26 protein-coding genes and 1 riboswitch are annotated in these 26,923 nt (G+C 66.5%); of the genes, 14 read left to right on the top strand and 12 right to left on the bottom strand.

Translation table 11 applies throughout. From position 1 onward, the window contains the following. The 3 genes from N0B71_RS03090 to N0B71_RS03080 all read left to right on the top strand — a co-directional run bounded on the left by N0B71_RS03090 (position 1) and on the right by N0B71_RS03080 (position 1,451). On the top strand, positions 1-483 hold the full coding sequence (locus N0B71_RS03090; protein ID WP_416786115.1) for a hypothetical protein: 483 nt from the start codon (positions 1-3) through the stop codon (positions 481-483). 98 nt (positions 484-581) lie between these two features. Beyond that, positions 582-869 (top strand): PA4642 family protein, encoded by a 288-nt coding sequence (locus N0B71_RS03085; protein WP_017519723.1) that lies wholly within the window; start codon positions 582-584, stop codon positions 867-869. Positions 870-1,049: 180 nt separating this feature from the next. Beyond that, positions 1,050-1,451 carry a VOC family protein gene (locus N0B71_RS03080; protein ID WP_259757244.1) on the top strand — a complete coding sequence of 134 codons (402 nt, stop codon included), beginning with the start codon at positions 1,050-1,052 and terminating at the stop codon, positions 1,449-1,451. A 55-nt stretch (positions 1,452-1,506) separates the two neighbouring features. Here the strand turns inward: N0B71_RS03080 and mqo are convergent, their stop codons facing one another. Further along, positions 1,507-3,000 carry a malate dehydrogenase (quinone) gene (gene mqo / locus N0B71_RS03075; RefSeq protein ID WP_259757243.1) on the bottom strand — a complete coding sequence of 498 codons (1,494 nt, stop codon included), beginning with the start codon at positions 2,998-3,000 and terminating at the stop codon, positions 1,507-1,509. Positions 3,001-3,804: 804 nt separating this feature from the next. On the opposite strand from mqo, the gene N0B71_RS03070 reads away from it, so the two are divergent. Beyond that, entirely contained in the window at positions 3,805-4,392 is a 588-nt protein-coding gene (locus N0B71_RS03070) for a YajG family lipoprotein (RefSeq protein ID WP_259757242.1), read from the top strand. A gap of 61 nt (positions 4,393-4,453) precedes the next feature. Here N0B71_RS03070 and N0B71_RS03065 read toward each other — a convergent pair whose 3' ends face one another. After that, positions 4,454-4,660, bottom strand: coding sequence for a hypothetical protein (locus N0B71_RS03065; RefSeq protein ID WP_259757240.1), 207 nt, complete (start codon positions 4,658-4,660; stop codon positions 4,454-4,456). Between the two features lie 264 nt (positions 4,661-4,924). On the opposite strand from N0B71_RS03065, the gene N0B71_RS03060 reads away from it, so the two are divergent. Continuing rightward, positions 4,925-5,203, top strand: coding sequence for a hypothetical protein (locus N0B71_RS03060; RefSeq protein ID WP_259757239.1), 279 nt, complete (start codon positions 4,925-4,927; stop codon positions 5,201-5,203). Positions 5,204-5,240: 37 nt separating this feature from the next. Here N0B71_RS03060 and N0B71_RS03055 read toward each other — a convergent pair whose 3' ends face one another. Continuing rightward, on the bottom strand, positions 5,241-6,401 hold the full coding sequence (locus N0B71_RS03055; RefSeq protein WP_259757238.1) for a 1-acyl-sn-glycerol-3-phosphate acyltransferase: 1,161 nt from the start codon (positions 6,399-6,401) through the stop codon (positions 5,241-5,243). Between the two features lie 138 nt (positions 6,402-6,539). Between N0B71_RS03055 and N0B71_RS03050 the strand changes: the two genes are divergently transcribed. Genes N0B71_RS03050 through N0B71_RS03040 form a run of 3 tightly spaced genes read left to right on the top strand, consistent with a single transcriptional unit; the run spans position 6,540 to position 7,632 of the window. Continuing rightward, positions 6,540-6,722, top strand: a complete 183-nt coding sequence (locus N0B71_RS03050; protein WP_192430807.1) for a CPXCG motif-containing cysteine-rich protein — start codon at positions 6,540-6,542, stop codon at positions 6,720-6,722. Next, positions 6,722-6,988, top strand: coding sequence for a putative signal transducing protein (locus N0B71_RS03045; RefSeq protein ID WP_259757237.1), 267 nt, complete (start codon positions 6,722-6,724; stop codon positions 6,986-6,988). The genes N0B71_RS03050 and N0B71_RS03045 overlap by 1 nt, the downstream gene beginning before the upstream one ends. 32 nt (positions 6,989-7,020) lie before the next feature. Further along, positions 7,021-7,632, top strand: a complete 612-nt coding sequence (locus N0B71_RS03040; RefSeq protein ID WP_259757236.1) for an SOS response-associated peptidase — start codon at positions 7,021-7,023, stop codon at positions 7,630-7,632. A 520-nt stretch (positions 7,633-8,152) separates the two neighbouring features. Here the strand turns inward: N0B71_RS03040 and N0B71_RS03035 are convergent. Further along, on the bottom strand, positions 8,153-10,285 hold the full coding sequence (locus N0B71_RS03035) for a methyl-accepting chemotaxis protein (protein ID WP_259757234.1): 2,133 nt from the start codon (positions 10,283-10,285) through the stop codon (positions 8,153-8,155). Positions 10,286-10,713: 428 nt separating this feature from the next. On the opposite strand from N0B71_RS03035, the gene N0B71_RS03030 reads away from it, so the two are divergent. Further along, positions 10,714-11,535 carry a M48 family metallopeptidase gene (locus N0B71_RS03030; protein ID WP_259757233.1) on the top strand — a complete coding sequence of 274 codons (822 nt, stop codon included), beginning with the start codon at positions 10,714-10,716 and terminating at the stop codon, positions 11,533-11,535. Positions 11,536-11,627: 92 nt separating this feature from the next. Then, entirely contained in the window at positions 11,628-12,611 is a 984-nt protein-coding gene (locus tag N0B71_RS03025; RefSeq protein ID WP_259757232.1) for an NAD-dependent epimerase/dehydratase family protein, read from the top strand. A gap of 578 nt (positions 12,612-13,189) precedes the next feature. Here the strand turns inward: N0B71_RS03025 and N0B71_RS03020 are convergent. From N0B71_RS03020 to N0B71_RS02990, 7 genes are all read right to left on the bottom strand, one after another. Next, positions 13,190-13,321 (bottom strand): hypothetical protein, encoded by a 132-nt coding sequence (locus N0B71_RS03020; protein WP_259757231.1) that lies wholly within the window; start codon positions 13,319-13,321, stop codon positions 13,190-13,192. A gap of 19 nt (positions 13,322-13,340) precedes the next feature. Next, on the bottom strand, positions 13,341-13,784 hold the full coding sequence (locus tag N0B71_RS03015; protein WP_259757230.1) for a ketosteroid isomerase-related protein: 444 nt from the start codon (positions 13,782-13,784) through the stop codon (positions 13,341-13,343). Between the two features lie 99 nt (positions 13,785-13,883). Then, positions 13,884-14,465, bottom strand: coding sequence for a TMEM165/GDT1 family protein (locus N0B71_RS03010; RefSeq protein ID WP_259757229.1), 582 nt, complete (start codon positions 14,463-14,465; stop codon positions 13,884-13,886). An 89-nt stretch (positions 14,466-14,554) separates the two neighbouring features. Next, a riboswitch (yybP-ykoY riboswitch) is annotated at positions 14,555-14,674 on the bottom strand. Between the two features lie 43 nt (positions 14,675-14,717). After that, on the bottom strand, positions 14,718-16,175 hold the full coding sequence (locus tag N0B71_RS03005) for an amino acid permease (RefSeq protein ID WP_259759727.1): 1,458 nt from the start codon (positions 16,173-16,175) through the stop codon (positions 14,718-14,720). 120 nt (positions 16,176-16,295) lie between these two features. Next, a complete protein-coding gene (locus tag N0B71_RS03000; protein ID WP_259757228.1) occupies positions 16,296-17,297 on the bottom strand; it encodes a class I SAM-dependent methyltransferase in 1,002 nt (333 codons plus the stop codon). A 51-nt stretch (positions 17,298-17,348) separates the two neighbouring features. Next, entirely contained in the window at positions 17,349-18,113 is a 765-nt protein-coding gene (locus N0B71_RS02995) for a DUF1835 domain-containing protein (RefSeq protein ID WP_259757227.1), read from the bottom strand. Beyond that, positions 18,110-19,075, bottom strand: a complete 966-nt coding sequence (locus N0B71_RS02990) for a 2-hydroxyacid dehydrogenase (protein WP_259757226.1) — start codon at positions 19,073-19,075, stop codon at positions 18,110-18,112. Before N0B71_RS02990 ends, N0B71_RS02995 begins: the two co-directional genes overlap by 4 nt. Before the next feature lie 346 nt (positions 19,076-19,421). On the opposite strand from N0B71_RS02990, the gene N0B71_RS02985 reads away from it, so the two are divergent. Then, entirely contained in the window at positions 19,422-20,744 is a 1,323-nt protein-coding gene (locus N0B71_RS02985; RefSeq protein WP_259757225.1) for a DUF1266 domain-containing protein, read from the top strand. 81 nt (positions 20,745-20,825) lie between these two features. Further along, positions 20,826-21,455: a LysE family translocator gene (locus N0B71_RS02980; protein WP_259757224.1), complete on the top strand. Its 630-nt coding sequence runs from the start codon at positions 20,826-20,828 to the stop codon at positions 21,453-21,455. 131 nt (positions 21,456-21,586) lie between these two features. Here the strand turns inward: N0B71_RS02980 and N0B71_RS02975 are convergent, their stop codons facing one another. After that, the gene (locus tag N0B71_RS02975) at positions 21,587-22,762 is read right to left on the bottom strand and encodes a thiolase family protein (RefSeq protein WP_259757223.1); all 1,176 of its coding nucleotides are present in this window, start codon (positions 22,760-22,762) and stop codon (positions 21,587-21,589) included. Positions 22,763-23,020: 258 nt separating this feature from the next. Here N0B71_RS02975 and N0B71_RS02970 point away from each other — a divergent pair, with 258 nt between their 5' ends. Both N0B71_RS02970 and N0B71_RS02965 read left to right on the top strand, forming a co-directional pair. After that, complete coding sequence (locus N0B71_RS02970; protein WP_259757222.1) at positions 23,021-24,703, top strand: fatty acid--CoA ligase; 1,683 nt, start codon at positions 23,021-23,023, stop codon at positions 24,701-24,703. 207 nt (positions 24,704-24,910) lie between these two features. After that, positions 24,911-26,833, top strand: coding sequence for a DUF1302 domain-containing protein (locus N0B71_RS02965; protein WP_259757221.1), 1,923 nt, complete (start codon positions 24,911-24,913; stop codon positions 26,831-26,833). Positions 26,834-26,923: the final 90 nt, after the last annotated feature.

The following is a 26,923-nucleotide window of genomic DNA, read 5'->3' as shown; positions in this document are numbered from 1 at the left end:
ATGCCGGGCGCCGTGCTGGCGCTGTTGTTCTGCCTTCCGCTGTCGATAGCCGGGATGGCCGTTGCCGCACCGATGCACAGCCAATTCCTGCCGCCGGATGATGCCGGCCTGCGGCAGGGCGAGCCGGAGCAGCAGCAACTGCTGCAGGTCACCGAATACAGCGTGGTGCTGGGCAACCAGCGCCAATCCAACCAGCAGCCGATTCCGATCACCACGCCGGCGCTGCTGCGTCTCAAGGGCAAGCCGCTGAACAAGGGCGCGCAGATCAGCCAGGTGGTGATCAGCTTCGACGCCGAGGGCAAGAGCCTGAAAAAGCCGGTCTACGACGAGAAGACCCGCGTGCTCAGCCTGTACTACCCGCAGGCGGCTTATCCACAGCTGCTCGACCTGCTGCGCAACGGCACTGTTTACGTGCAGTTCCTCACCTACGGCAACGGCCATATCTGGGCCGACCTGCACACCGGCGCGGTGCGTGCGCGTTGAGCCGCGCCCGGCGCAGGGTTAAACTGCCCGACCCGTGGTGCCCGGCCTGAGCCGCTGCCGGCCGCGATTCCCGAGACAGCCGTAGAGAGAAGCGAGCGATGCGTAAAGACAAGAAGCAGGTGATTGGCGAAGAGATCAACGACGACGCCATCAAGCTGTTCCTCGACGTGGAACCGGCCGATGACACTCCGGCGTCCCTGCACAAGCTGGTCAAGGCCTACCGCGGCCTGCGCATCGACGACTTCGAGCGCTTCGTCGGCTTCTTCGTCGAGGCCGGCTACGACCTGTCCGCCAAGGATGCCCAGGGCCAGGATTTCATCGCCCTGATCCAGGACCAGCGCCAGGCCGAGCCGTACATCGAGGTGATCAAGGCCGCTCGCGGCTGATCGCAGCGAGCCGCTGAAACGCCCGCCATGTGCGGGCTTTTTCGTTCAGGGCGGTTCGCGAGCAAGCTCGCTCCTACAGGATGGGGTCGCTTTTCGTAGGAGCGAGCTTGCTCGCGAACGAACGCCAAATCCCCGCCTAGACTTCCCTCAGAACGATAACGACAAGGCGAGGATGAAGCCGTGCACGTACAGCCCTATCTGTTTTTCCATGGTCGCGCCGATGAGGCCATTGCCTTCTACCAGCGCGCGGTGGGCGCGCAACTGGGGGCGCTGATGCGCTTCGAAGAGGCACCGGGCCCGTCGCCGGTGCCCGATGGCTGGCTGGACAAGGTGATGCACGCCAGCCTGCAGATCGGCGAGACGGAAGTCTTCTTGTCCGATGGCCGCGGCGAGCACAACGCCGCCTTCAATGGCTTCTCCCTGCACCTCACGCTGCGCAGCGTGGTCGCCGCGGAAAAGGCATTCGCCGCCCTGGCGGAGGAAGGGCGCGTGGAGACGCCGCTGGAGAAGACCTTCTGGGCGCAACGCTTCGGCATGCTCACCGACCGGTTCGGCGTCGGCTGGATGGTCAGTTGCCAGTGAGCCCACGGAAACGAAAAAACCCGCCGGATGGCGGGCTTTTTCATGAGCGCACGGCTCAGGACGCGGCGACGATCTGCAGGCGGTCGGCGGTCATCTGGTTGACTTCGCGGTAGGCCGCGGCGTCGGTCTCCAGCTGCTTCTCGCGGGCCGGGAAGATCTCCTTGAGCTTCGCGGTCCACTCGGCCGACTTGTAGCGCTCGGGGAAGCAGCGCTCCAGCAGGCCCAGCATGATCGACACGGTGACCGAGGCGCCCGGCGAGGCACCGAGCAGGGCGGCGATGCTGCCGTCCTGGGCCGCCACCAGTTCGGTACCGAACTGCAGGATGCCGCCTTTCTTCGGGTCCTTCTTGATGATCTGCACGCGCTGGCCGGCGGTTTCCAGACGCCAGTCGGCCGGATTCAGCTGCGGGTAGAACTTGCGCAGGGCTTCGATACGCTGGTCCATGGACTGCATGACTTCCTTCACCAGGTAGCGGGTGAGGTCCATGTTGTCGCGGGCCACGGCGAGCATCGGCAGCAGGTTGCTGGTGCGCACCGAGAGCGGCAGGTCGAGGAACGAACCGTGGCGCAGGAACTTGGTGGAGAATCCGGCGTAGGGGCCGAACAGCAGGGAGGTCTTGCCCTCTACCACACGGGTGTCCAGGTGCGGCACGGACATCGGCGGGGCGCCCACTTCGGCCTGGCTGTAGACCTTGGCCTGGTGCTGCTTGACCACCTCGGGGTTGTCGCAGCGCAGCCACTGGCCGCTCACCGGGAAGCCGCCGAAGCCCTTGCTTTCCGGGATGCCGGACATCTGCAGCAGCGGCAGCGCGCCGCCGCCGGCGCCGAGGAAGACGAACTTCGCCTTGACCTTGCGGGCGTCGCCGGTCTGGGTGTTCTTGATGTCCACCAGCCAGCCGTCACCGTTGCGCTGCAGGCCCACGACCTTCTGGAAGTAGCGGACTTCGCTGCCTTCGCGGCTGGCGAGATAGCCCAGCAGTTGGTTGGTCAGGGCGCCGAAGTTGACATCGGTGCCGCTTTCCACGCGGGTCATCGCCACCTGCTCGTCGGCCGGGCGGCCGGGCATGGTCAGCGGGGCCCAGTCGGCGATCTTCGCGCGGTCCTCGGTGTATTCCATCGAGGCGAAGGCGTGGTGCTGGCTGAGCAGCTCGAAGCGCTTCTTCAGGAACGGAATGTCCTTGCCGCGCACGAAGCTCATGTGCGGAACGGGATTGATGAAGTTGCGCGGCGCGCCGAAGGCGTCCTTCCCGGTCAGGTAGGCCCAGAACTGCTTGGACACCTCGAACTGGGCGTTGATGTTCACCGCCTTCTTGATGTCGATCGAGCCGTCGGCCGCCTGCGGCGTGTAGTTCAGCTCGCAGAGGCCGGCGTGACCGGTGCCGGCGTTGTTCCACGGGTTGGAACTCTCGACGGCCCCGGACTCCTGCAGTTCGACGATCTCGAGCTTGACGCCCGGATCGACTTCCTTGAGCAGGACAGCCAGGGTTGCGCTCATGATGCCGGCGCCGACCAGCAGCACGTCCATCGATTCGATTTCGTTCTGCGCCATTAACGCGTCTCCAAAACTATCAGCAGCCAGTTGTGACAGGGGACTTTCGCTCAGGTGCGTAAAAGTTGCCTGTCCGAATTCTTCTCAGGTCACGAAGGACCTTTCGCGAATGTGTCGGGCCGGGATCGGAGGAGGGGAAATGCGCACCTTCTCGGCAGTCCACGGCGGACATGTGCATCCGCTAGTGCATCCGAAAGTGGCGCTCAGGCGCGGCTTCCGGTGCCGAAAAAGCGATTCAGTGCTGCGGGGTCAGACGTCAATGGTGCTACCAACGCAAAACTCTTCATTGCTCGCCACACTCTCGTGAAGTAGTGAAAAACCTTCGATCACGCTCTTTTGGAGGCGTGAAGCTCAAAGGGGATCGTCGTCGCGGGCCGGTCCGGTCTCCGTACGGAGGGGAGCGGCTGCATCCTTGCCAAGTTCTGCGCAACGAACGTACAAAGCGCGACGGCCAGTGACCGAGGCGAGTGGCGACTCTCTTTGAGGGGTGGCAGCGGCGAGACACGGCGTGTCGGCATCGTGCGGGGCCCGACCAGGAGGCGTCCTTATAATCGGGGGGCGATTATAACGGCGAAACAGAAAAAAAAGCTCTGCACCTTAGACTTTTTTCCTAGTGTGTGCCCCTTGATTTGCCATTTGTGCCCCCTCCCGGTGCGTGTCGCCTGCGGGTGGGTCAAGGCGGCGTATCGACGCGTGGCCAGGGAACCCTGAGAACGGGTTCCGCGTCCAATGGCCAAGCGCTATCTGACCGCGCTGCCCGCCGGTATACTGCCGGCCATCGCTTAACCCCATGGAGAGATGAGCATGCTGCCTCGCCTGTTGCTCGGCTTTATCGCTGCCGCCAGCCTGACCTTGACCGGCTGCGCCCTCAGCCCGCAACAACTCAACCCGACGCCCGAATTCAAGGGGCCGGTCGCCGCCGTTGGCCAGGGCCAGCCGGTGGTGGTGCGTGTCGTCGACGGTCGCCCGAGCACCGCGCTGGGCACCCGGGGCGGCCTGTATTCGGAAACCAGTCAGCTGACCGTGCGCAGCGAAGACGTGATTCCCAAGCTGCAGCTGCAGGCCGAGACCGCCGTGCGCCTGCTGGGCTTCACCCCGTCGGCCAACGCCTACAACGCGCCGCAGCTGACCCTGACCCTGTCCGAGCTGAAGTACCAGTCGCCGAAAGAAGGCGTGTACGTCACCGAGGCCGATATCGGCGCCACCTTCCGCGCCGACGTGCAGAGCGGCACCCGTCGCTACAGTGGCCGTTACGGCGCTTCCACCAACCAGCGCTTCGGCATGGCGCCCAACCAGGCGACCAACACCAAGCTGGTGAGCGACGTGCTCAGCGATGCGCTGACCCGCGTGTTCAAAGACCCGACCATCGGCCAGACGCTGAACCAGCGCTGAGCGAACCGGTCATGAAAAAGCCCGCCAGTTGGCGGGCTTTTTCATGGGCCGCTGATAGCGGTCAGGCGGCCTGGCGATAGGGGTCGACTTCGAACGATCGCATGCGCTCGTCGGTTTCCGGCAGGTCCAGGTGCTCGTGGCCGCAGGCCTGGGTATAGACCAGCCAGTGGTCGTCCTGGACGTTGAACGAGAGTTCCACGACCACGGCTTCGATTTCATCGAGGTGGTCGATCAGGTAGGCGTTTTCGTGGGGGATGATGTCGAGCATGGCGAATCTCCTTGGCGAAAGACCGGATAGGCACCAGTCGTTGAAGCCAGCAACGTGCCAGGGCGCAGGAAAGGTCTTAGACCATTTCTCGATAATTCTTACGCTCGTCGTAAATAAGCGTTGTGCGCTGGCTGCAAGGGCGGCCCAGCGGATAAAATGCGCGTCGATTGTTTCTCATCCATGACGGGCCATGCCCGTTCGTCCAGACTGACCCCCCGCTTTGCTTCGAAGTCGATGGCGTGCAGTTCTGAAGCGGAGGTTGTGATGTCGCTGCAGGCGCTCTGGAGTCTGTTCCAGGCCCATCCCGGTCGTATCGTGAACGACCTGGCCCTGTTCTTCGCCCTGGCCGGAGGCTGGCTGTTGCTGGCGACCCGCCGCCGTGAACGCCTTGCCCTGGCGCGCCTGGCCGCCGAAAGCGAGGTTGCGCCGGTGCCGCTGGACAGCGTCGAGCCGACCGCGCGGATGAACCGCTTCTTCTACCGCTTCGGCTTCGCCTGCATGGCCCTGGCCGTGGCGGTGAGCTGGTACAGCACCCAGCTCTGAGCCGAGAAACGAAAAAGGCGCCCGAGGGCGCCTTTTTTCATGCCTGCTGCTTGAGCCGGTACTGGTTCAGCACCGGGTTGGCGTACTGCAGGATGAGATGGCCGCGCTGCTCCGCGGGGCATTCGCCCAGGCGACGCTCCCATTCGGTGCGCGCGCGCTGCAGTTCCTCGGCCTTGAACAGGGTCTCGGCGCGGGGCACGTCGAGGGCCGCGTCGCGCAGGTCGGACGCTTCGTAGGCCAGGTAGTGCACCGGGAACAGCCGATAGTTGCCGAGGATCTGCCGGTCCAGTTCGGCGGCGAGCTGCTTGGCGTCGGCGAAGTTGCCGGTGATCTCCTCGCCGAAGTTGATGTGCACCCGTCCCTTGTAGCCGGTGATGCCCTGCACGATGCTGCGATCGTCCTCGCCCGGCGCCTTCTTGTACTCGCCGGTGGTAGCGCGGGTGAACAGCTCGCGGGCCTTGGCGGCATCGCACGGGTCGTACTCGTAGCTGATCGACACCGGGATCAGGTGCAGCTCGCGGATGACGTCGGCGAACGGCTCGTCCTTGCGGCTCATGTGGAACATCTTGAGGATCGCCGAATCGGTGCGGTCGTCACCGTCCTTGGCGCGGCCCTCGGCCTGGGCGATCCAGATCGACTGGCCGTCGTTCCTGATCGAGTGGTTGATGTAGGCCGACAGGTTCTGGTACGCCGCCAGCTTCTCGCGGCGGCCGCTGATGGAGCGGTGCACGATGAAGCTCTTGTTCAGGCGCATCAGGTCGCTGACGAAGGGCTTCTGCAGCAGGTTGTCGCCGATGGCGATGCGCGGCGTCGGCAGCTTGGCGTGGAAGATCGCGTAATTGCAGAAGGCCGGGTCCATCACGATGTCGCGGTGGTTGGCGATGAACAGGTACGCGCGGCCGGATTTCAGGCGCTCGACGCCGGAGTAGGTGACGCCGTCGGTGGCGTGCTCGATGGTCCGGTCGACGTAGGGCTCGAATTTGTCCTGCAGCGCGACGACGCTGCGGATGCCGGTGACCTCGCGGGCCAGCCGATGGGCTATAAGTGGTCTGAGCAGCCAGCCGAACGGTCCGGACAGACGCGGGAAACGGTAACGCGCCAGCGCGCCGAGAAAGGCGTCATCGCTCAGCAGGCGTTGCAGGACAGCCGGGACTTCGGCGTCGTTGTACGGTCGGATGGCTTCGAACTCGCCCATCATGCTCTCTAATGAATTTTTCGGGGTGTCACGGCCGGGCCGCGACGTAGACGGCTCGGAAGGGGCCCACTGACCGGACGGTCCGGCTGGGCACCCAAAAAGACCGCGCGATTATAAACGGAAGTCACGGGGGAACCAGCGATGCTCGAAAGTCAGGCGTATTCCTGCCCCTATTGCGGCGAGCCGGCCGAGGCCGTGCTCGATCTCTCCGGGGGCGACCAGAGCTACTATGAAGATTGCCCGGTGTGTTGCCGGCCGATCCTGTTCCAGCTTCACACCGATGGTGTGGAGTGGACCCTGGAAGTCCAGCGCGAGGACGACTGATGCAGCGAATCTACGAACCCGCCGACCTGATCGAAGCCGAACTGCTGGGCGGCATGCTGGCCAACGAGGGCATTTCGTCGCACCTGGGCGGCCGCCACCTGGTCGGCGGCATCGGCGAGCTGCCGGGGCTGGGGCTGCTGCACCTGTGGGTGGAGGATGAGGTGGCCGAGCGGGCGCGGGAGCTGATCGCCGCGTACAATGCCGCGCAACCCTTGCCGGGTGCCTTCGATGATCACGAGGGAGGCCCTGGCGTCCTGCTGTGCTGACCGCCGCCCACGTCCTGCGATGACCCCCGCCCATGACCAGCCGTTATGCCCTATTCCGCTGGAACCGCGAGCTTGCCGACAGCGCCGGCTTCCCGGCTGACCTGCAGCCGCAATGGAGCGTTGCGCCCGGCGCGCGGGTGCTGATGCTGCGCGAGGAGGAAGGCCGTCGCCAGGCCGACCTGGCGCGCTGGGGCCTGACCCCGGCCTGGCTGAAGGACCTGTCGCGCACCCCGGCCCATGCCCGCGCGGAAACCATCGCCGAACAGCCGATGTTCCGCGACGCCTTCGCCCAGCGCCGCTGCCTGCTGCCGGCCAACGGCTTCTACGAATGGCGCGGGGTGCGCAAGCGCCCGCACTGGATATCCGGCGGCGGCCTGATCTGTTTTGCCGGGGTGTGGGAGGCTTATCCGGTGGAAGGCCACATCTATTACAGCGTGGCGATGCTGACCCAGGCGGCGGGCGAGATGCGCCGGCCGCTGATCCTCGATGTGCAGGAGCAGGCGCAGTGGCTGTCGAACCAGACGCCCATGGCGCGGCTGCTGGAACTGCTGCAACTGCCCCAGGCACGGCTGCGCGAGCAGGCGCTGGCGAACTTCGTCAACGACCCGGCCTGCAACGGGCCGGAGTGCCTGACGCCCGCCTGAAATCCCAGGGCGACACCTTTCTCGTAGGAGCGGACTCCGTCCGCGATGACCCCACGCTCGCGCGGAAACATCGCGGACGGAGTCCGCTCCTACGAAACGATTCGAGTCACGGGGCCGATTGCCCCGCGGCGGATAACGTGTGAACCGTACTCCCCGTAGGAGCGGACCTTGTCCGCGAAGGCTTCTTCCCGCCGGGCCAGGTGCGTGGGTGGTTCGCGAACAAGGACTAGGGCGTCCCCCTCGGTCCTACGAAAAGCGGCGCCGCTTCTGCTCGTTAGATTCGCAGGACCGTAGGGCGGATAACCCGGGGCGGGTGATCCGCCAATCGCCCCGCGCGGATAACGCTGGCGCGTTATGCGCCCTGCGACCTGATCGGGGGAGGATGAACTCGTGGCGTCAGCCGGCACGGACGGCTCCCTCTCCCTGAGGGAGAGGGTGGGGTGAGGGGGCTTCGCCGTGGGGCGGGTTCGCGAGCAAGCTCGCTCCTACAGGGGCGAGCGCCCGGCCAGGCCGAACAACCTCACACCTTGAACTGATTCACCAGCCGGCGCTGCTGCTCGGCCAGCTTGGTCAGCTCGGCGCTGGCCTGGGAGGCTTCGTCGGCGCCGCCGGCCACCTGGTTGGCGACCATGCCGATGTTGCTGACGTTGCGGTTGATGTCCTCGGCCACCGCGCTCTGCTCCTCGGCGGCGCTGGCGATCTGGGTGTTCATGTCGTTGATCACCGACACCGCCTGGGTGATCGACTCCAGCGCCTGGGCCGCTTCGCCGGCGTGGCGCACGCTGTCCTCGGTCTTGTCCTGGCTCTGCTGCATCACCTGCACCACTTCGCGGGTGCCGTTCTGCAGCTGCTGGATCATCGACTGGATTTCCTCGGTGGCCTGCTGGGTCTTCTGCGCCAGGTTGCGCACCTCGTCGGCGACCACCGCGAAGCCGCGGCCCTGCTCGCCAGCACGGGCCGCCTCGATGGCGGCGTTGAGCGCCAGCAGGTTGGTCTGCTCGGCGATGCCGCGGATGGCCACCAGGATTGCGTTGATGTTCTCGCTGTCGCGGGCCAGCGACTGGACCACGCCCACGGCGCGGCCGATCTCGCTGGCCAGCGCCTGGATCGCCTCGGAGCTGCTCTCGACGATGCGCTTGCCGTGGTGCGCAGCCTGGTCGGCGTGGTTGGCCGCTTCGGCCGCGTGGGTGGCGTTGCGCGCGACGTCCTGGGCGGTGGCGGTCATCTCGTGGACGGCGGTGGCCACCAGCTCGATTTCCGCCAGTTGCTTCTGCACGCCCTGGTTGGTGCGGATGGCGATGTCGGCGGTGTGCTCGGAGGAATCGCTGACGTGCTGCACCGAGGTCACCACCTGGCCGATCATGCCCTGCAGCTTGCCGAGGAAGGTGTTGAAACCTTTGGCGATGGAGCCCAGTTCGTCGGCGCGGTCGCTGCTCAGGCGGCGGGTGAGGTCGCCTTCGCCCTGGGCGATGTCGTCGAGCATGCCCACCAGTTGGCGCAGCGGACGGGCGATGCCGTGGCCGACCAGCCAGATGACGGCCAGGCCGATGGCGGCGATGATCAGGCCGACCAGGGTCATGCCCAGGGTGTCGCTGTCGCGCTGGGCCTTGAGGTCGCTCTGCAACCGGTTCAGGTCGCCCAGCACGGCGCCTTGGGGCAGTTGCAGCATCAGCGTCCAGCGCGCGCCGGAGTCGGCGATGGTGAAGGGCAGGAACAGCTCGATGTGGCCGTGTTCCTTGTCCACCGAGGTCAGCGGCTGGTCGAGGGTGAGCTTGGTCAGGTTGGCCACTTCGTTGGCGTCCAGCACACTGCTGGCCGGCTCGCCGAGCTTGGCCGGGTCCTTGGTGTAGGCGACCAGGCGGCCGTTGGTGGAGATCAGCGCCATCTCGCCGGCGCCGTCATACAGCTGGCTGTCGGCGGCCTTGAGCAGGTCCTGGATGAAATCCAGCGACAGGTCCACGCCGACGGTGCCCTTGAACTGGCCCTTGACCATGATCGGCGCGTTGAACGAGGACATCAGCACCATCTTGCCGCCCATCTCGTAGGGCGCCGGGTCGATGATGCAGGGCTGGTGCTTCTCTTTCGGGCACAGGTAGTACTCGCCCTCGCGCACGCCGGTGGGCTGCATCTTCTGGCTTTCCAGGGTGTCGCCCATGGCTTCCACGGTCAGGCTGCCGTCCTTGCGGTACCACCAGGGCATGAAGCGGCCGCTGGCGTCATAGCCGGGCAGGCCGGCGTACTGGCTGTCGTTGCCGGCGAAGGCGTTGGGTTCCCAGCCGGCGAAGGCGTCGAGCAGCTTGGGGTTCTGCGCCACGGTCTGGCGCAGCAGGTTGGACATGCCGGCGCGGCCTATGCCCAGCAGCGGCTGGCCGTTGGCGTCGGTTTCATCCAGCAGGGCGTTGGTGCTGGCCAGCTCGCGGGCGATGGTGAGGGGGTATTCCAGCTCCCGCTGGATCTGGCTGACCTGGCCGCGTGCCAGCGCCACCAGGCGCTCATTGATCACCTGCTCGAGCAGCGCCTGGGTGCGTTCCTGCACCAGCGCCTGGGTCCGCGAGCCGGCGAACAGCGCATACAGCACCAGCGCCGCGACCACTGCCAGAACGCTGGCACCGGCCAGCGCCACCACGGAAAACTGGATCGACTTGAATTTCATACGCGTACCCGGAATGTGCCAGAGACCTGCTTGTCTATCTGTATCGGCAGGCCCCGGGATTTTCCTTAGGCGGCCGTTGTAATGGGTTGTAACGCCACTGTTGGCTGCCTGTTGCAGGATTGTCGGCGCTGACCGGGAGGTCTAGCATGTGATGTCAAAATGAAATTATCGGGTCGCGCACAGCGCTCAAGGCTCGCCGTTTTGCCGGCGGGCGAACGCCTGTGGCGACTCTCGCGCGGCTGTGCACCGAGGGTTTTCCCAGGCGCAGCGCGAACACCACGACCGGTGGCGCAGGGCGTCATCCGGTGAGCCGGTCCGCTTTCCTAAGTCACTGCTGCACCGGCTGTTTCCTGCCAGTTGCCGGGCATCGGGGGTGGGCCTACCATGCGCGCTGTTCGTGGGAGATTGCATTGTTTCGGGAGAGCAACATGCCCAGAGTATTTCGTGTCGCAGGCCTGGCCGCAGCCCTGCTCCTCACCGCTTGCCAGCAGGTGAACACCACCAGCGGCGGGGTCGTCGGCGTCGATCGCAAGCAGAACATGTTCAGCATGCTGTCCAGTGCGCAGGTCGACCAGATGTATGCGCAGTCCTACCAGCAGACGCTCGGCGAGGCCTCCAAGGCCGGCAAGCTGGATGCCAGCAGCAGCGACGCCAAGCGCGTGAAGGCCATCGCCGCGCGGTTGATTCCGCAGACCGGCGCCTTCCGCTCCGACGCGCCGTCCTGGCAGTGGGAAGTCAACGTGATCAAGAGCGACGAGCTCAACGCCAACTGCGGTCCGGGCGGCAAGATCATCGTCTACACCGGGCTGATCGATCAGCTCAAACTCACCGACGACGAGCTGGCCGCCGTGATGGGCCACGAGATCGCCCACGCCTTGCGTGAGCACGGCCGCGAGGCCATGTCCCGCGCCTATGCGGAGCAGATGGGCCTGGGCATCGGTGGCGCCTTGCTGGGGCTGGGGCAGAACAGCGTGGACCTCGCCCACCAGGTGGTCGAGTACAGCCTGACGTTGCCCAACAGCCGGCAGAACGAGAACGAAGCCGACCTGATCGGCCTGGAATTGGCGGCGCGAGCCGGCTATAACCCCAACGCCGCGATGACCCTCTGGCAGAAGATGGGCCAGGCATCGAACGGCGAGGCGCCGCCGGAAATCCTCAGCACGCACCCGGCGGACAGCACGCGGATGGCCAACCTGCAGGCCGCCATCCCGAAGGTCATGCCGCTCTACGAGCAGGCCAAGGCCCGCTGAGCATTGGTTTTGCAGCAGTGGTTCGTGATTCTCTCGAACGGCCAAGGGCGGCGTAAGGTTGCGCCGCCCGATCCAGTGAACAGGGAGCACCCGTGAAAATCGCTGTACTCGGAGCCACCGGGCTCCTGGGCCACCATGCCGCCCGCGCGATCAAGGCGGCCGGCCACCAGTTGGTGCTGATCCATCGACCCTCGTCGCAGATCCAGCGCCTGGCCTATCTCGAGCCGGAGTGCCGGGTTGCCGAACTCTTCGATCACCAGGGGATGGCCCGCGCGCTGAGCGGGTTGGACGCGGTGATCTTCAGCGCCGGGTATTACCCGGTGCGCCCCCGTCGCTGGCAGGAGGAGGTCGCCAGCGCGCTGGACCTGACCAATCACTTCTACGCCGCCTGCCTGCAGGCGAAGGTGCCGCGCATCCTCTATGTCGGCTCCGCCTTCGCCATGCCCTTGCACCCGCAGGGGCTGCCCGGGCACGAGGGGCTGTTCTACGAAGGGCTGCCCACCGGCAAGAGCGCCTACGTGATGTGCAAGTGGGCGCTGGATGAACAGGCCCGCGAGCAGGCTCGCGGCGGATTGCCGGTGGTCATCGGGATTCCCGGCATGGTGCTGGGCGAGCTGGACATCGGCCCGACCACCGGCCGCCTGATCACCGCCATCGGCCGCGACGAGATGCTTCATTACGTGCCGGGCCGGCGCAACGTCATCGACGCCTCCGAGGCCGGGCGGGGTCTGCTCATGGCGCTTGAGCGCGGACGGGTGGGCGAGCGCTACCTGCTCACCGGGCACAACATCGAGATGGCCGCGCTGACCGCCACCATCGCCAAGTTGCTGGGCAAGCCGGCGCCGACCCCGATGCCGCTGCACCGTGCCCGTGCGCTGGCCACGCTTGGTCGCTGGCGCTACCGCCTGACCGGCAAGATGCCGCTGCTGGACGACACGGCGATCGAAGTCATGGCCGGCGGGCAGTTCCTCGATGGCCGCAAGGCGCGCGAGGAACTGGGCTTCGAATCCCATGTGCCGCTGGAGGACACGCTGGAGCGGGCGATTTCCTGGTTCCAGGCCAACGATTACCTCTGAAGCGGGCTCAACTCCTCTGTGTAGGAGCGGAGCTTCTCCGCGATCACCTTGCGGGGGTGCCTTGCCCGAGCCCCGGCCTGCCGGCCGGATTCGCGGATAAGATCCGCTCTTGCAAGAGCCCCTCACCCTAACCCTCTCCGCAAGCGGGAGAGGAGACCGTTCGGCGCAGGAGGAACCCACGGTGTCAGCCGGCACGGTGTAGGAGCGAGCTTGCTCGCGAACCGCACGGCACCGAGTGGCGCCTTGTTCGCGAGCAAGGGCTGGTCGTCCCCCTCGGTCCTACGAAAAGCCGCTGCCGGGCTGGCTCGGGTTCCCCTTGTAGGAGCGGAGCTTCTCCGCGACCACCTTGCGGCGGTGCCTTGCCTGAGCCCCGGCCTGCCGGCCGGATTCGCGGATAAGATCCGCTCTTGCAAGAGCCCCTCACCCTAACCCTCTCCCGCAAGCGGGAGAGGGGACCGTTCGGCGCAGGAGGAACCCACGGTGCCAGCCGGCACGGTGTAGGAGCGAGCTTGCTCGCGAACCGCACGGCACCGAGTGGCGCCTTGTTCGCGAGCAAGGACTGGGCGTCCCCCTCGGTCCTACGAAAAGCCGCTGCCGGGCTGGCTCGGGTTCTCCTTGTAGGAGCGGGCCATGCCCGCGATCGCGCGCATGGCGCGCTCCGGCAGGTCGTGGACGTGGGTGACAGGCGCACAGAAAAAAGCCCGGCTCATGGCCGGGCTTTTTCGGGGTTCAGGGCAGCGCCTTTTCGGCGAACGAGCGGTTGGGCAAACCCATCTGTGCGCGGAAGCTTTCCATGTCGAACAGCGTGCACAGCTCCTGTACCTGGTTCTGGCTGTTGAACACCCAGAAGCCCATGGCCGAGATGCTGACGATACGGTCGCTGACCGGATACCCCAGCACCGGGCGGGCGATGCTGCCCATCAGGGTGCTCCAGGTGAAGACCTTCTGGCCCTCGCGGATGCATTCCTCCACCGCCACCTCCAGGTCTTCCATGCCACTGCGGATCTCCTCCACCAGCGCGCGGTAGCCGGCGTTGTCCAGCGGCTGGGCGGTGAAGGCGCTCTTGTAGATGAAGTCCGGGCTGTGCAACTGCTCCACCAGCGCCAGGTGTCCCTTGTTCCAGGCCAGGTCGATGTGCTGGCGGGCAATCTTCTTCAGGTCTTTTTCCGGCATGGCGACATCCTTTGTCGGGGAGGCTCAGGCGCCACTGTGTATCGCGGGCGATACACAGGCATTGGCCGGCGCGCCAGCCCCCCGACGAAAAGCGGCCGCTCAGAGCACCCCGGAGAGCTTCAGCGCGTGGTAGACGGCGGCCAGGCCGAGGACGGCGAAGGCAGCGGCGGCCAGGCGGCGGATCAGGTTCAGCGGCAGGCGTTCGGCGGCGAAGTTGCCGGCCAGTACCACCGGTACGTTGGCGATCAGCATGCCCAGGGTGGTGCCGATCACCACCAGCCAGAAGTGCGGGTACTGCGCCGCCAGCATCACCGTGGCGACCTGGGTCTTGTCGCCCATTTCGGCGAGGAAGAAGGCGATCAGGGTGGTGAGGAACGGGCCGAATTTCTTCAGCGAACCTTCTTCGTCGTCATCGAGCTTGTCCGGAATCAGGGTCCAGCCGGCCACGGCGAGGAACGACACGGCCAGTACCCAGCTCAGGGTGCTTTCCGAGAAGAACGAGGCGACCCAGCTGCCAACGGCGCCGGCGGCGAAGTGGTTGGCCAGGGTGGCGGCGATGATCCCGGCGATGATCGGCCAGGGCTTGCGGAACCGCGCGGCGAGGACGAGCGCGAGCAATTGCGTCTTGTCGCCAATTTCCGCCAGGGCAACGATCAGGGTAGGGACGAAGAGGGATTCCATCAGGCTTCCTAAGGGGCGGGTCGACGAATCACCATGACACGCGCCACCTGCCCGCCCCGGGTCAGGTTGCTCGTGTCATAGGTCTTGTCAAACCCCGGCCTGAACGCTGCAGGCCTGGATCGTACGCGCCATGGTCTGCGGACCAAGTGTGTTGACGCGTACCGGGCGAGCTGGGCGCTCGCGGGAGACTACTCCCCTAGGACGGGGCGCATTCTGCCCAAGTCGTAGGACTTGGGCAAGCCGCTTGTAGGATCAATCGTGCTTCGGACGGATGTCCATTTCCTCGTAGCGCACGAAGCGGGTGCCGTTCTTGAACCGGTAGCCCAGCCAGATCGCCAGGAACAGCGGGATGGTGATGTAGGTGGCGACCAGCCCCGCCCAGTCCACGTGCTCGCCGACGAAGGCCTGGTAGTTCTGCCCCAGGGTGATGATCAGGCACAGGGTGAAGGCGAACAGCGGGCCGAGGGGGAACCACTTGGCGCGGTAGGGCAGGTCATCGAGGTTGCCGCCCTGGACGACGAAGCCCTTGCGGAAGCGATAGTGCGACACCGCGATGCCCAGCCAGACGATGAACCCGCACATGCCCGAGGCGTTGAGCAGCCAGGTGTAGACGGTCTTGTCGCCGATGAAGCTGGTGAGGAAGCACAGCGCGCCGATCAGCGTGGTGGCATAGAGCGCATAGCGCGGCACGCCGCTCTCGGACACCTGGGTGAATAGGCGCGGCGCCTTGCCCTGGGTGGCCATGGTGTAGAGCATCCGGGTCGAGGCGTACATCCCCGAGTTACCCGCCGAGAGGATCGCCGAGAGGATCACCGCGTTCATCACGCCGGCCGCGGCGGCAAGGCCCGCGCGCTCGAACAGCAGGGTGAAGGGCGAGGTGCTGATGTCGGTGCTGTCGGTCTTGAGCAGGTTCGGATCGGTGTAGGGGATCAGCATGCCGATGACGAAGATCGACAGGATATAGAACATCAGGATTCGCCAGAACACCTGGCGGATGGCAATCGGAATGGACTTGCGCGGGTTCTCCGACTCGCCCGCGGCGACGCCGATCAGCTCGGTGCCCTGGAAGGAGAAGCCGGCGATCATCGCCACCCCGATCATTGCCTGGAGGCCGCCGACGAAGGGCGCATCCCCCGTGGTGAAGTTGCTGAAACCGGGGCTGTCGATGCCGTGCATGATGCCGATGATGCTGGCCAGGCCAATGCCGATGAAGATCACCACGGCCACCACCTTGATCAGCGCGAACCAGAACTCGCTCTCGCCGAACCCCTTCACCGAGAAGAAGTTGAGCATGAACATGATGGCCAGGAAGCCGGCGCTCCAGTACATGCCGGCGACCTCCGGGAACCAGAACTTCATCACCAACTGCGCGGCCACCAGCTCGGCGGCGATGGTCACCGCCCAGTTGTACCAGTAGTTCCAGCCCATGGCGAAGCCGAAGCCATCGTCGATGAAACGGCTGCCGTAGGTGCAGAACGAGCCGGAGTCGGGGATGTACGCCGCCAGCTCGCCGAGGCTGGTCATGAGGAAGAACACCATCAGGCCGATCAGCGCATAGGCCAGCAGCGCGCCGCCGGGGCCGGCGGTGGCGATGGTGCTGCCGGAGGCGACGAACAGGCCGGTGCCGATGGAGCCGCCGATGGCGATCATGTTCAGGTGGCGCGGCTTGAGGGAGCGCTTGAGATGATGCGGCTTCTCCTTCGGCCCCATGGCGAATGTCAGTTCGACGTCATCTTTGATTCTGCGATTCACGGGTGTCCTCGATAGTTCAGGGCGAGCGGCGATGCGCCGATCCGGGCGGGCTCGGTGGAGTGTAGTGCGAGCCGTGGATCAGCGCCGGGCGCTGTAGATTCGGAAGCCGTCAGCCTCGGCCAGGGTGCGGCAGGGGCCCAGGTGCTGTTCGATCAGCGGCGGGTATTTCAGGAAGCTGTTGGCCACCAGACGCAGCTCACCGCGGGGCGCCAGGTGGCGGGCCGACTGGCGCAGCAGTTGTTCGGTGGCGGCGTAGCTGGTGTGCACGCCCTGGTGGAAGGGCGGATTGCTGACGATGGCGGCGAGATCCTGCGGCGCGGCGTCGATGCCGTCGCCGGCGATCACCTCGCCCTCCAGGCCATTGGCGGCCAGGGTCAGGCGGCTGCTTTCGACCGCGAAGGCATCGACGTCCAGCAGGGTCAGCCGGCTCTGTGGATAACGTCGCTTGAGCGTGGCGCCGAGTACCCCGGCGCCACAGCCGAAGTCCAGCAGGTGGCCGCTCGGCAAGTCGGCCAGGTGTTCCAGCAGCAGCGCGCTGCCGCGATCCAGGCGGCCATGGCTGAACACGCCGGGCAGGGTGATGACCTGCAGCGGGCCGTCGGCCAGCGGCAGTTCGTAGCGTTGCGCCAGGCCATGCAGGTCGGGTGCGGCCGGCGCGCCGTCGATGTGGGTGTGCCACAGCTGGCAGTGACGGGCGCTGTCCAGCTTGCTGGCGCGGCCGAATTCGCCCAGCTGCTTGCTGGCGCGTTCGACGCCGGCGCGTTTCTCGCCAACCAGGTACAGCTCGCCATCGGGCACGGCGCTGGCCAGGGCGGCCAGCAGGTAGTCGGTCAGCTCGCGGGACTTGGGCAGGAACAGCACGGCGGCGTCGAACTGGCCCGCCGGCGGCGTGGCGCCGAAGTGGCAGCGGCCGGTATGGCGGTTTTCAAGCTGTCGGGCATCGCCGGCGTGCCAGCTCCAGCCCTGGGCATGGGGTAGCTCGCCGAGCAGGCCGTCGGCGGGTAGGCCGGCGAGCAGGACGCGGCCCTGGAAGCGCTCGATCTGGCGCAGCAGCACTTCACTGGTGGGGGCGTTGGACATGCGGCCTCCTCGAAAAAGGGCGCGAGTTTAGCAGGGCTGCCGCGGCCGGGCCTAGGCGAGCCGCACCTCGGCGTTCTTCCAGAAGTCGTCGCCGCGCAGTTGCAATACGCCTGCCGCGACCTGTTCGCGCAGGCGCCAGGCGGCCAGCAGGTCGCTGACGAACAGGCCGTCGACATAGGCCATGGTCGGGCCGATCAGCGATTGCACCGGGCGCCAGGATTCGCTGGCGCTGTCCAGCAGGATGCGGTCGATGTGCGTATAGCCGGTGCCGCTCAGTTGGCCGTCCAGCCACAGGCGCAGCTCGGCGTTCTGGGCCAGCGCCTGCTGCCAGTCGGCGCCCAGGCGCTGGCGCTCGGCGGCGTCCAGTTCGTGGCTGGCGGCCAGGGCGTTGGCCAGCTCCACGGGTTTGAGCATGGCGATGGCGTGACGGTCCTCGCTGCGGCATTGGCCGCTGCCGGCGCCGACGCTGCGCACGCTCACGTGGGCTGGCAGCAGCGCGCAGACGCGGCGCAGCAGCAGTTGCTCGCTGGCGCTGTCGCCGTGCCAGAGGGTGATGCTGGCGGCGTCCGGGTTGCGCAACCAGGTGGCGTCGCTGGCCAGTTCGCTGGCGATGGCCCGCTCCTGCAGGGCCTCGCCGCCCAGGGCATGCCAGAACGTGGCGCGCTGCTGGCAGGGCGGCTGATCCACATCGCCCAGCGGGCCGACGGCCAGGTCGTCCGGCATCACGCGGATTTTCTTCTCGGTCAGCACGCCGTCGGCCACCGCCCGGCGCAGGGCCTCGGCGGCGCCATCGCCGCACACCAGGTGCAGGCTCATGCTGCCACCACCCGGCGCGGCTCGCCGGCGAGGAAACCGGCGGCGTTCTCGCTCAACTGGCCGACGATGCGCTGCCGGGCTTCTCGGCTGCCCCAGGCGCTGTGCGGGGTGAGGATAAAGCGCGGGATATCGCCGGCCAGCAGCGGGTTGCCGTCGCGCGGCGGCTCGACGCTGAGCACGTCGAACGCCGCGCCGCCCAGGTGGCCGCGGCGCAGGGTGTCGGCCAGCGCCTGCTCGTTCACCAATCCGCCGCGGGCGGTGTTGATCAGGAAGGCGCCGGGTTTCATCAGGTCCAGTTCGCGCTGGCCGATCAGGTTGCGCGTGGCGTCGGTCAGCGGGCAGTGCAGGGTCAGGGCGTCGACCTGCGGCAACAGCTCGTCCAGCGCCAGCCGGTCGGCGCGCACAGGGCGGCCCGGTAGCGCGCCCAGCAGCACGCGCATGCCGAAGGCCCCGGCCAGTTTCGCCACCGCGCCGCCCAGTTCGCCATGGCCGAGCAGGCCGAGGGTCTTGCCTTCCAGCTCGACGATGGGGAAGTCCAGCAGGCAGAACTGCGGGGCCTTCTGCCAGCGGCCCTCGCGGATCGCCGCCTGGTAGTCCGGCAGGCGGCTGGCCAGGGCGAGCAGCAGCATCAGGGTGTGCTGCGCCACCGACGGGGTGCCGTAGCCCTGGCAATTGCTCACGGTCACGCCGTGGCGGCGCGCGGCGTCGAGATCGACGTTGTTGGTACCGGTGGCCGCCACCAGGATCAGCTTGAGTTGCGGGCACTGTGCGAAGACATCGGCGTCGATCCGCGCCTTGTTGGTGATCGCTACCTGCGCGCCCTGCAGCCGCTCCGCCACCTGGTCCGCCGTGCTGCCCGCGTGCAGCAGCAGTTCGCTGAACACCGCGCGCAGCGGTGCCAGGTCGAGGTCACCGAGGTCGAGGGAGGCATGGTCGAGGAAGACGGCGCGAGCAGGATTCATGAGCGATGACACCTTGATCGGAAGGGCGTGATGAAGGGGATTCTCGGCACAACCGGTGGCGAGGACAACCCGGTCTGCCCGCAGACGGAGGCCCGGAATGGCGATTCAGTGATGGTAGTTGTTTGAGTGAAAAGTCTGACAGGCGTTTCGGGTTTCCCTCATCTGCGCGGTGGCGGCGACTTCGTAGAGTCCCCTCATCGACGATTCGAGGTGACTCACGATGATGGGGTGGATCCTTTCCGGCCTCGGTGCCGCCGGCCTAACCGCGCTGGGCTTCATGGGCGCATGGGCCTGGTCCCGGGCGGGGTCGCCCGTCGCTCACGCCAGCGCTCAGCGGAACGAGCGGGTGCGTTCGCCAGGTACCGAACCCCTGTTGTGCTTCGGCGCGCTGATGGCGGCGTGCTGCGTCGAGGACGGCAGCGCGCCGCCGCACGAGCAGTTGCAGCGCTGGGGCATCCGCGATGCCGGGTCGGCGCGCAGCATCCTGCAGGACCTGTTCATGCAGGCGCAGAGCCGCACGCTGGACGATGACTTCCTGCGCTTGCAGCGCAAGGAGCCGAGCGCCTTCGACGACGAACAGCGGTTGCGCTGGAAACAGGCCCGACGCGCGTGGAGCCGGGCGGGGCTGCGTGTTCCGCAGGACCTGTCGATGTCCGCCTATGAACTGGAGCGCATCGCCTGGCTGGCCCGACGCAGTCATGCCTGCGCGTATCTGGACGAGTCGGCGTTCTGGCTGACCCTGGCCTGGGTGGCGGAGGCCGCGCGCCGCACCTTCACCGACTGGCAGGCCTACGCCGCCTCGTTCGTGCTCGGGCGCGCCGTGCTGCTGCGGGAGGAATGCTCTGCCGGCGAAGCCATCAGGGCGTTCAAATCCCTGCTGGATGACCCGCGTGGCGCGCCGGCGGGCCTCTGGCGCAGCCATCCGTTGGCGGACATGGCGGTGCGCGATGCGGTGTTGCAGGCGCAACGCTACGACGCCGCGCCGCAGCGCCCGTCGCGCGACGCCTTGCTCGCCTTCGGCGCGCTGATCGCCACCTGTGGCGGCGCGCGCATCGACCAGTTGGCCATTGCGCCGCACCAGCACGAGCAGCACCGGCAGTGGCTGGCCCGGCACTGGCAGGCCGCCGATTCGGCGCAGGTGCGCAAGCGTATGGCGTGGCTGCTGGAGACCGGCAGCCGCAGCCGTCTCGACCCGATGCTGCGGCTGGCTTCCAACGCTGAAGGGGCTTCGCCGCCCGCGGGCGGGCAAGGCGGCCCCGCCACCCGTTACGAGCAGGGGCGGCGCGCCTTGCTCAAGGCGGGGCACGACCCCAAGTGCATCGATCATTGTCGCAGCGTGCTGGGCTACGACCTGGAGCGCGCGGCGTTCGGCGCCCGGCTGGCCTTCAGCGCGGGGCTGCTGGATGAACAGCGCCTGTGGAATGCCCTGCGGCATATCGCCCGCCTGGCGCGCGACGCCTTCGAGAGCTGGGAGGATTACCTGGTGTCGGTGGTGCTGGGGCATGCCCTGGCGAACGAGAACCGACAGGCGAGCCAGCAACTGATCCGCAGCGCAACGACGCTGCTCGACAGCATCTGTCCGTTCCCCGAATACCGCTCGCCCTGGCAGGCCTGCAGCCTGGCGCGCCTGCCATTGCTGCACAGCGTGCCTCAAGCCGTCGCGCAGTGAGCAGTCGTGCGCCGTTGCCCTTGTCGCGCCCCCGGCGATTCGTATAGAACCTGAGCTTTTCCACGGGTATTCGGAGGCGCGATGTACTGGGCGGAATTTCTCACGGTGGCGTTCATTCACCTGCTGGCGGTGGCCAGCCCCGGCCCGGATTTCGCCGTGGTCGTGCGCGAGAGCGTGACCCACGGCCGGCGCGCCGGCACCTGGACGGCTCTGGGCGTGGGCAGCGCGATCTTCCTCCACGTCACCTATTCGCTACTGGGCATCGGGCTGATCGTGTCGCAGTCCATCGTGCTGTTCAATGCGCTGAAATGGCTGGCGGCGGCCTACCTGCTGTACATCGGCTTCAAGGCGCTGCGCGCGCGCCCGGCGGGCCCGGCGGCCGCCGAAACGCTCGCCGCGCCGGTGGCCCGCAGCGCGCGCGGCGCCTATGTCGCCGGCTTCGTCACCAACGGCCTGAACCCCAAGGCCACGCTGTTCTTCCTCTCGCTGTTCACCGTGGTGATCAACCCACACACACCGCTGGCGGTGCAGGCCGGTTACGGCGTTTACCTGGCGTGCGCGACCGCCGCCTGGTTCTGCCTGGTGGCGCTGCTGTTCAGCCAGCAGCGCGTGCGCGCCGCCTTCGCCCGCCTGGGCCACTGGTTCGACCGGCTGATGGGCGTGGTGCTGATCGGCCTGGGGATCAAGCTGGCGTTCACCGAACTGCGCTGAGGATCGCTTTTCGCAGGAGCGAGCTTCTCGAGAACAGCTTCGCGGCGGGGCGGGTTCGCGAGCAAGCTCGCCCCTGCAATGCACCATGAAAAAGGGGCGCCTCGGCGCCCCTTTTTCATGTGCGGCCGGGATCAGACCAGCTCGATCGCCACTGCGGTGGCTTCGCCGCCGCCGATGCACAGCGAGGCCACGCCGCGCTTGCCGCCCTTCTTCTGCAGGGCGTTGATCAGGGTGACGATGATCCGCGAGCCGGTGGAGCCGACCGGGTGGCCCTGGGCGCAGGCGCCGCCGTAGACGTTGACCTTGGCGTGGTCCAGGCCGTGTTCGCGCATGGCGAGCATGGTGACCATGGCGAAGGCTTCGTTGATCTCGAACAGGTCCACGTCGTCCTTGCTCCAGCCAGCCTTCTTGAACAGGTTGGTCATGGCGCCGATGGGGGCCAGGGTGAACTCGGCTGGGTCCTGGCTCTGGGTGGCATGGGCGACGATCTTCGCCAGCGGCTTCAGGCCGCGGCGGGCGGCTTCCTCGGCGGTCATCAGGACCAGTGCGGAGGCGCCGTCGGAGATGGAGCTGGCGTTGGCGGCGGTGATGGTGCCGTCCTTGCGGAACGCCGGGCGCAGACCGGGAATCTTCTCCAGATTGGCGGTCAGCGGCTGCTCGTCGTCCTTCACCACGGTCTCGCCCTTGCGGGTGGTGACGGTGACCGGGACGATTTCCGATGCCAGCGAGCCGTCGGCGATGGCGGCCTGGGCGCGCTTGAGCGATTCGATGGCGTAGGCGTCCATCTCTTCGCGGGTGACGTTGTATTGGTCGGCGGTTTCCTGGGCGAAGGAACCCATCAGGCGGCCGGTGCGGGCGTCTTCCAGGCCGTCGAGGAACATGTGGTCCTTGATCTCGCCGTGGCCCATGCGCAGGCCGGTGCGGGCCTTCTCGATGACGTAGGGGGCATTGGACATGCTCTCCATGCCGCCGGCGACCATCACGCTGTTGGTGCCGGCCTTGAGCAGGTCGTGGGCCAGCATCACGGCCTTCATGCCCGAGCCGCAGAGCTTGTTGATGGTGGTGCAGCCGGTGGCGGCGGGCAGGCCGGCGTTCAGCGCCGCCTGGCGGGCCGGGCCCTGTTTCAGGCCGGCGGGCAGTACGTTGCCCATGATCACTTCCTGCACGTCCGCGGGCTGGATGCCGGCACGGGAAATGGCTTCACGGATGGCGATGGCGCCCAGGTCGACGGCGGAAACGCCGGACAGGCTGCCCTGGAAGCCGCCCATGGGAGTACGGGCGCCGCTGACGATGACGATCTCGGACATGAAACTAACCTCTTCGCTCTTGTTGTAGGAGTCCGCACGGGGCCGCGTGCTCGGCGGCCGCAGGCCCATGCGTGCTCCGGGTAAAAGGTACCGGTCGTGAACGACCGGGCGCGGGGATTCTACCGCGTGACCGGATGTGGCCAAAGAGTCATCGGCAAATCACTCTTTTGACTGATGAATGGACACCCGCGGCGCTCTAGAGTCGGTCTCATCCTCATAAGACTCAACTCGACGTCCAGCCTTGAGAGTGCGCACGCCATGCTGAAAACCCGTGTTATCCCTGCTGCACAGAACGCCTATCAGTACCCGCTGTTGATCAAGAGCCTGCTGCTGTCGGGCAGCCGTTACGAAAAGGGCAGGGAGATCGTCTACCGCGACACCGTGCGTTACAGCTATGCCACCTTCAACGAGCGCGTCGCCCGGCTGGCCAACGTGCTCAGCGAGGCCGGCGTGAAGGCCGGTGACACCGTGGCGGTGATGGACTGGGACAGCCACCGTTACCTCGAATGTATGTTCGCCATCCCGATGATCGGTGCGGTGCTGCACACCATCAACATCCGCCTCTCGCCGGAGCAGATCCTCTACACCATGAACCACGCCGACGACCGCTTCGTGCTGGTCAACAGCGAGTTCGTGCCGCTCTACCAGGGCATCGCCGGGCAACTGACCACGGTGGAAAAGACCCTGCTGCTCACCGACGGCGCCGACAAGAGCTGCGCACTGCCCAATTGCGTGGGCGAGTACGAGACCCTGCTGGCCGCCGCCGCCCCGCGCTACGCCTTCCCCGACTTCGACGAGAACTCGGTGGCGACCACCTTCTACACCACCGGCACCACCGGCAACCCCAAGGGCGTGTACTTCACCCACCGCCAACTGGTGCTGCACACCCTGGCCATGGCCTCGACCATCGGCAGCCTGGACAGCATCCGCCTGATGGGCACCAACGATGTGTACATGCCGATCACCCCGATGTTCCACGTGCATGCCTGGGGCGTGCCTTACGTGGCGACCATGCTGGGGGTGAAGCAGGTGTATCCGGGGCGCTACGAGCCGGAACTGCTGTGCAAGCTGATCCGCGAGGAGAAGGTGACCTTCTCCCACTGCGTGCCGACCATCCTGCAGATGATGCTCAATGCCGCCAGCGCCAAGGACCACGACTTCGGCGGGCTGAAGATCATCATCGGCGGCAGCGCGCTCAACCATGCGCTGTACGACGCCGCCAAGGCGCGCGGCATCCAGCTCACGGCCGCCTACGGGATGTCCGAGACCTGCCCGCTGATTTCCTGTGGTTATCTCAACCAGGAACTGTGCGCCGGCAGCGAGGACGAGCGCACCACCTACCGCATCAAGGCCGGGGTGCCGGTGCCGCTGGTGGAAGCGGCGATCATGGACGAGCACGGCGAGTTCCTCCCGGCCGACGGTGAATCCCAGGGCGAACTGGTGCTGCGCGCGCCGTGGCTGACCCAGGGCTATTTCCGCGAGCCGCAGAAGGGCGAGGAACTCTGGGCCGGCGGCTGGATGCACACCGGCGACGTGGCGACCCTGGACGGCATGGGCTTCATCGACATCCGCGACCGCATCAAGGATGTGATCAAGACCGGCGGCGAGTGGCTGTCCTCCCTGGAGCTGGAAGACCTCATCAGCCGTCATCCGGCGGTGCGCGAGGTGGCCGTGGTCGGCGTACCCGACCCGCAATGGGGCGAGCGCCCGTTCGCCCTGCTGGTGCTGCGTGAGGGCCAGGCGCTAGACGCCAAGGCGCTGCGCGAGCATCTCAAGCCTTTCGTCGAGCAGGGCCACATCAACAAGTGGGCGATTCCCTCGCAGATCGCCGTTGTTACTGAAGTTCCCAAGACCAGCGTCGGCAAGCTCGACAAGAAGCGTATCCGGGTAGACATCGCCCAATGGCAGGAGGCCGGCAGCGCTTTCCTCTCCACGGTGTGACCGACGACCGGCAAGTCACGGTTTTCGCGCGCCGTGCCAAGCAAGCGCTTGGCACGGCGCAGCCCAGTGGCGACGCCGCCTCAGCGCCTGCGCAAGCGTCTAGTCAGGGGCTTTGTAAGCGAAATCACACTTTCGAGCGATCAAGGCGGTCAGGTCGCTGGATATAGTCGGTGTTACTCATAACAAAAAACACATGGAGTAGCGTCGATGAAAACCATGAAACATATCTGGCGCCTCGCGCGGCTGCCGCTGGCAGTCAGCCTGGCGTCCTCGCTGGCGGCTCCGGCTTCCGCCGTCAGTTTCAACATCGGGGAAATCGAAGGTTCGTTCGACTCGACGCTGTCCGTGGGGGCCAGCTGGTCGACGCAGAATCCGAACAAGAACCTCATCGGCGTCAACAACGGCGGCAAGGGCCTGTCCCAGACCTCCGACGACGGCCACCTGAACTACAAGGCCGGCGAAACCTTCTCCAAGATCTTCAAGGGCATCCACGACCTCGAGCTGAAGTACGAGGACACCGGCGTGTTCCTGCGCGGCAAGTACTGGTACGACTTCGAGCAGAAGGACGAGAGCACCGAGTTCAAGCCGCTGTCGGACCACAACCGCAAGGAAGCCGCCCAGGCCTCCGGCGCGGAGCTGCTCGACGCCTTCATCTACCATAACTACACCATCGGCGAGCTGCCGGGCACCGTGCGCCTGGGCAAGCAGGTGGTGAACTGGGGCGAGAGCACCTTCATCCAGAACGGCATCAGCGTGATCAACCCGTTCGACGTCACCGCCTTCCGCCGTCCGGGCTCCGAGATCAAGGAAGCCCTGGTGCCGGTGAACATGTTCTACCTGTCGCAGAACCTCACCGACAACCTCTCCGCCGAAGGCTTCTACCAGCTGGAGTGGGACCAGACGGTGGTCGACAACTGCGGCACCTTCTTCTCCCAGCCCGACGTGGTGGCTGACGGCTGCACCCAGAACCTCGCGGTGCTGACCAACAACGCGGCGTCGATCCGCACCCTGAACGGCCTGCTCGGCCCGAACCTGGCGGTCACTCCGTCGCCGTGGAACGAAGGCCTGGTGGTCAAGCGCGGCCCGGACCGCGATGCGCGCGACAGCGGCCAGTACGGCTTCTCCCTGAAGTACTTCGCCGACAGCCTGAACACCGAGTTCGGCGGCTACTACATGAACTACCACAGCCGCCTGCCGATCTTCTCCGGCCGTGGCGCCGACACCTCCAAGGTGGCGCAGATCAACCAGCTGATCACCAACATCGCGGCGATCAGCCCGTCCCTGGCGGCCCAGGCCGGCGCGGCGGCGATGGCGGGCAACTCCAGCTACTTCATCGAGTACCCCGAAGACATCCGCCTGTACGGCCTGAGCTTCTCCACCACGCTGCCCACCGGCACCGCCTGGCAGGGCGAGATCAGCTACCGGCCGAACGCCCCGGTTCAGCTGAACACCACCGACATCCTGTATTCCGGCCTGGACCCGGTGTCCATCGGCGGCAACCACGTCTACGACAATGCTTCCGTGCTGACCGGCAACGCCGGCCAGGACCTGCACGGCTACCGCCGCAAGGAAGTCACCCAGCTGCAGACCACCTTCACCCACTTCTTCGACCAGGTCATGGGCGCCGAGCGTCTGACCCTGGTGGGCGAAGTCGGCTGGACCCACGTCGGCGGCCTGGAAAGCCAGAACAAGGCACGCTACGGCCGCGACCCGGTCTTCGGCCCCGGCCCGCTGAACGGCAGCCTCAACGGCCGCCCGACCTGTGAAGCCCTCAACGTCTCCACGCTGGGCACCGCCAACGCCAACAACGTCAGCCGCAACTGCGAAAGCGAAGGCTTCACCACTGCCGACTCCTGGGGCTACCGCGCCCGTGCCATCTGGGACTACAACGACGTCTTCGCCGGTGTGAACCTCAAGCCCAACGTGGCCTGGTCCCACGACGTCGACGGTTACTCCCCCGGCCCGGGCGGCAACTTCGAGGAAGGCCGCAAGGCCGTCAGCCTGGGGATCGACGCTGACTACCTGAACACCTACACCGCCAGCCTGGCGTACACCAACTACTTCGATGGCAAGTACTCCACGGTCGACGATCGCGACTTCGTCAGCCTCAGCTTCGGTGTGACCTTCTAAGCCGGCCGTTCAACCGGCAAGCGGCCCGCCCTTGCGGCGGGCCACCCGCGCGGCCGGGTGACCTGGCCACGCGAGCAGCAGACAAGACCC

The organism is Pseudomonas sp. GCEP-101 (genome assembly GCF_025133575.1).
Classification (GTDB): Bacteria; Pseudomonadota; Gammaproteobacteria; order Pseudomonadales; family Pseudomonadaceae; genus Pseudomonas; species Pseudomonas nitroreducens_B.
The sequence above is the reverse complement of the archived record's forward strand: the minus strand, read 5'-3'. Positions and strand labels throughout refer to the sequence as shown.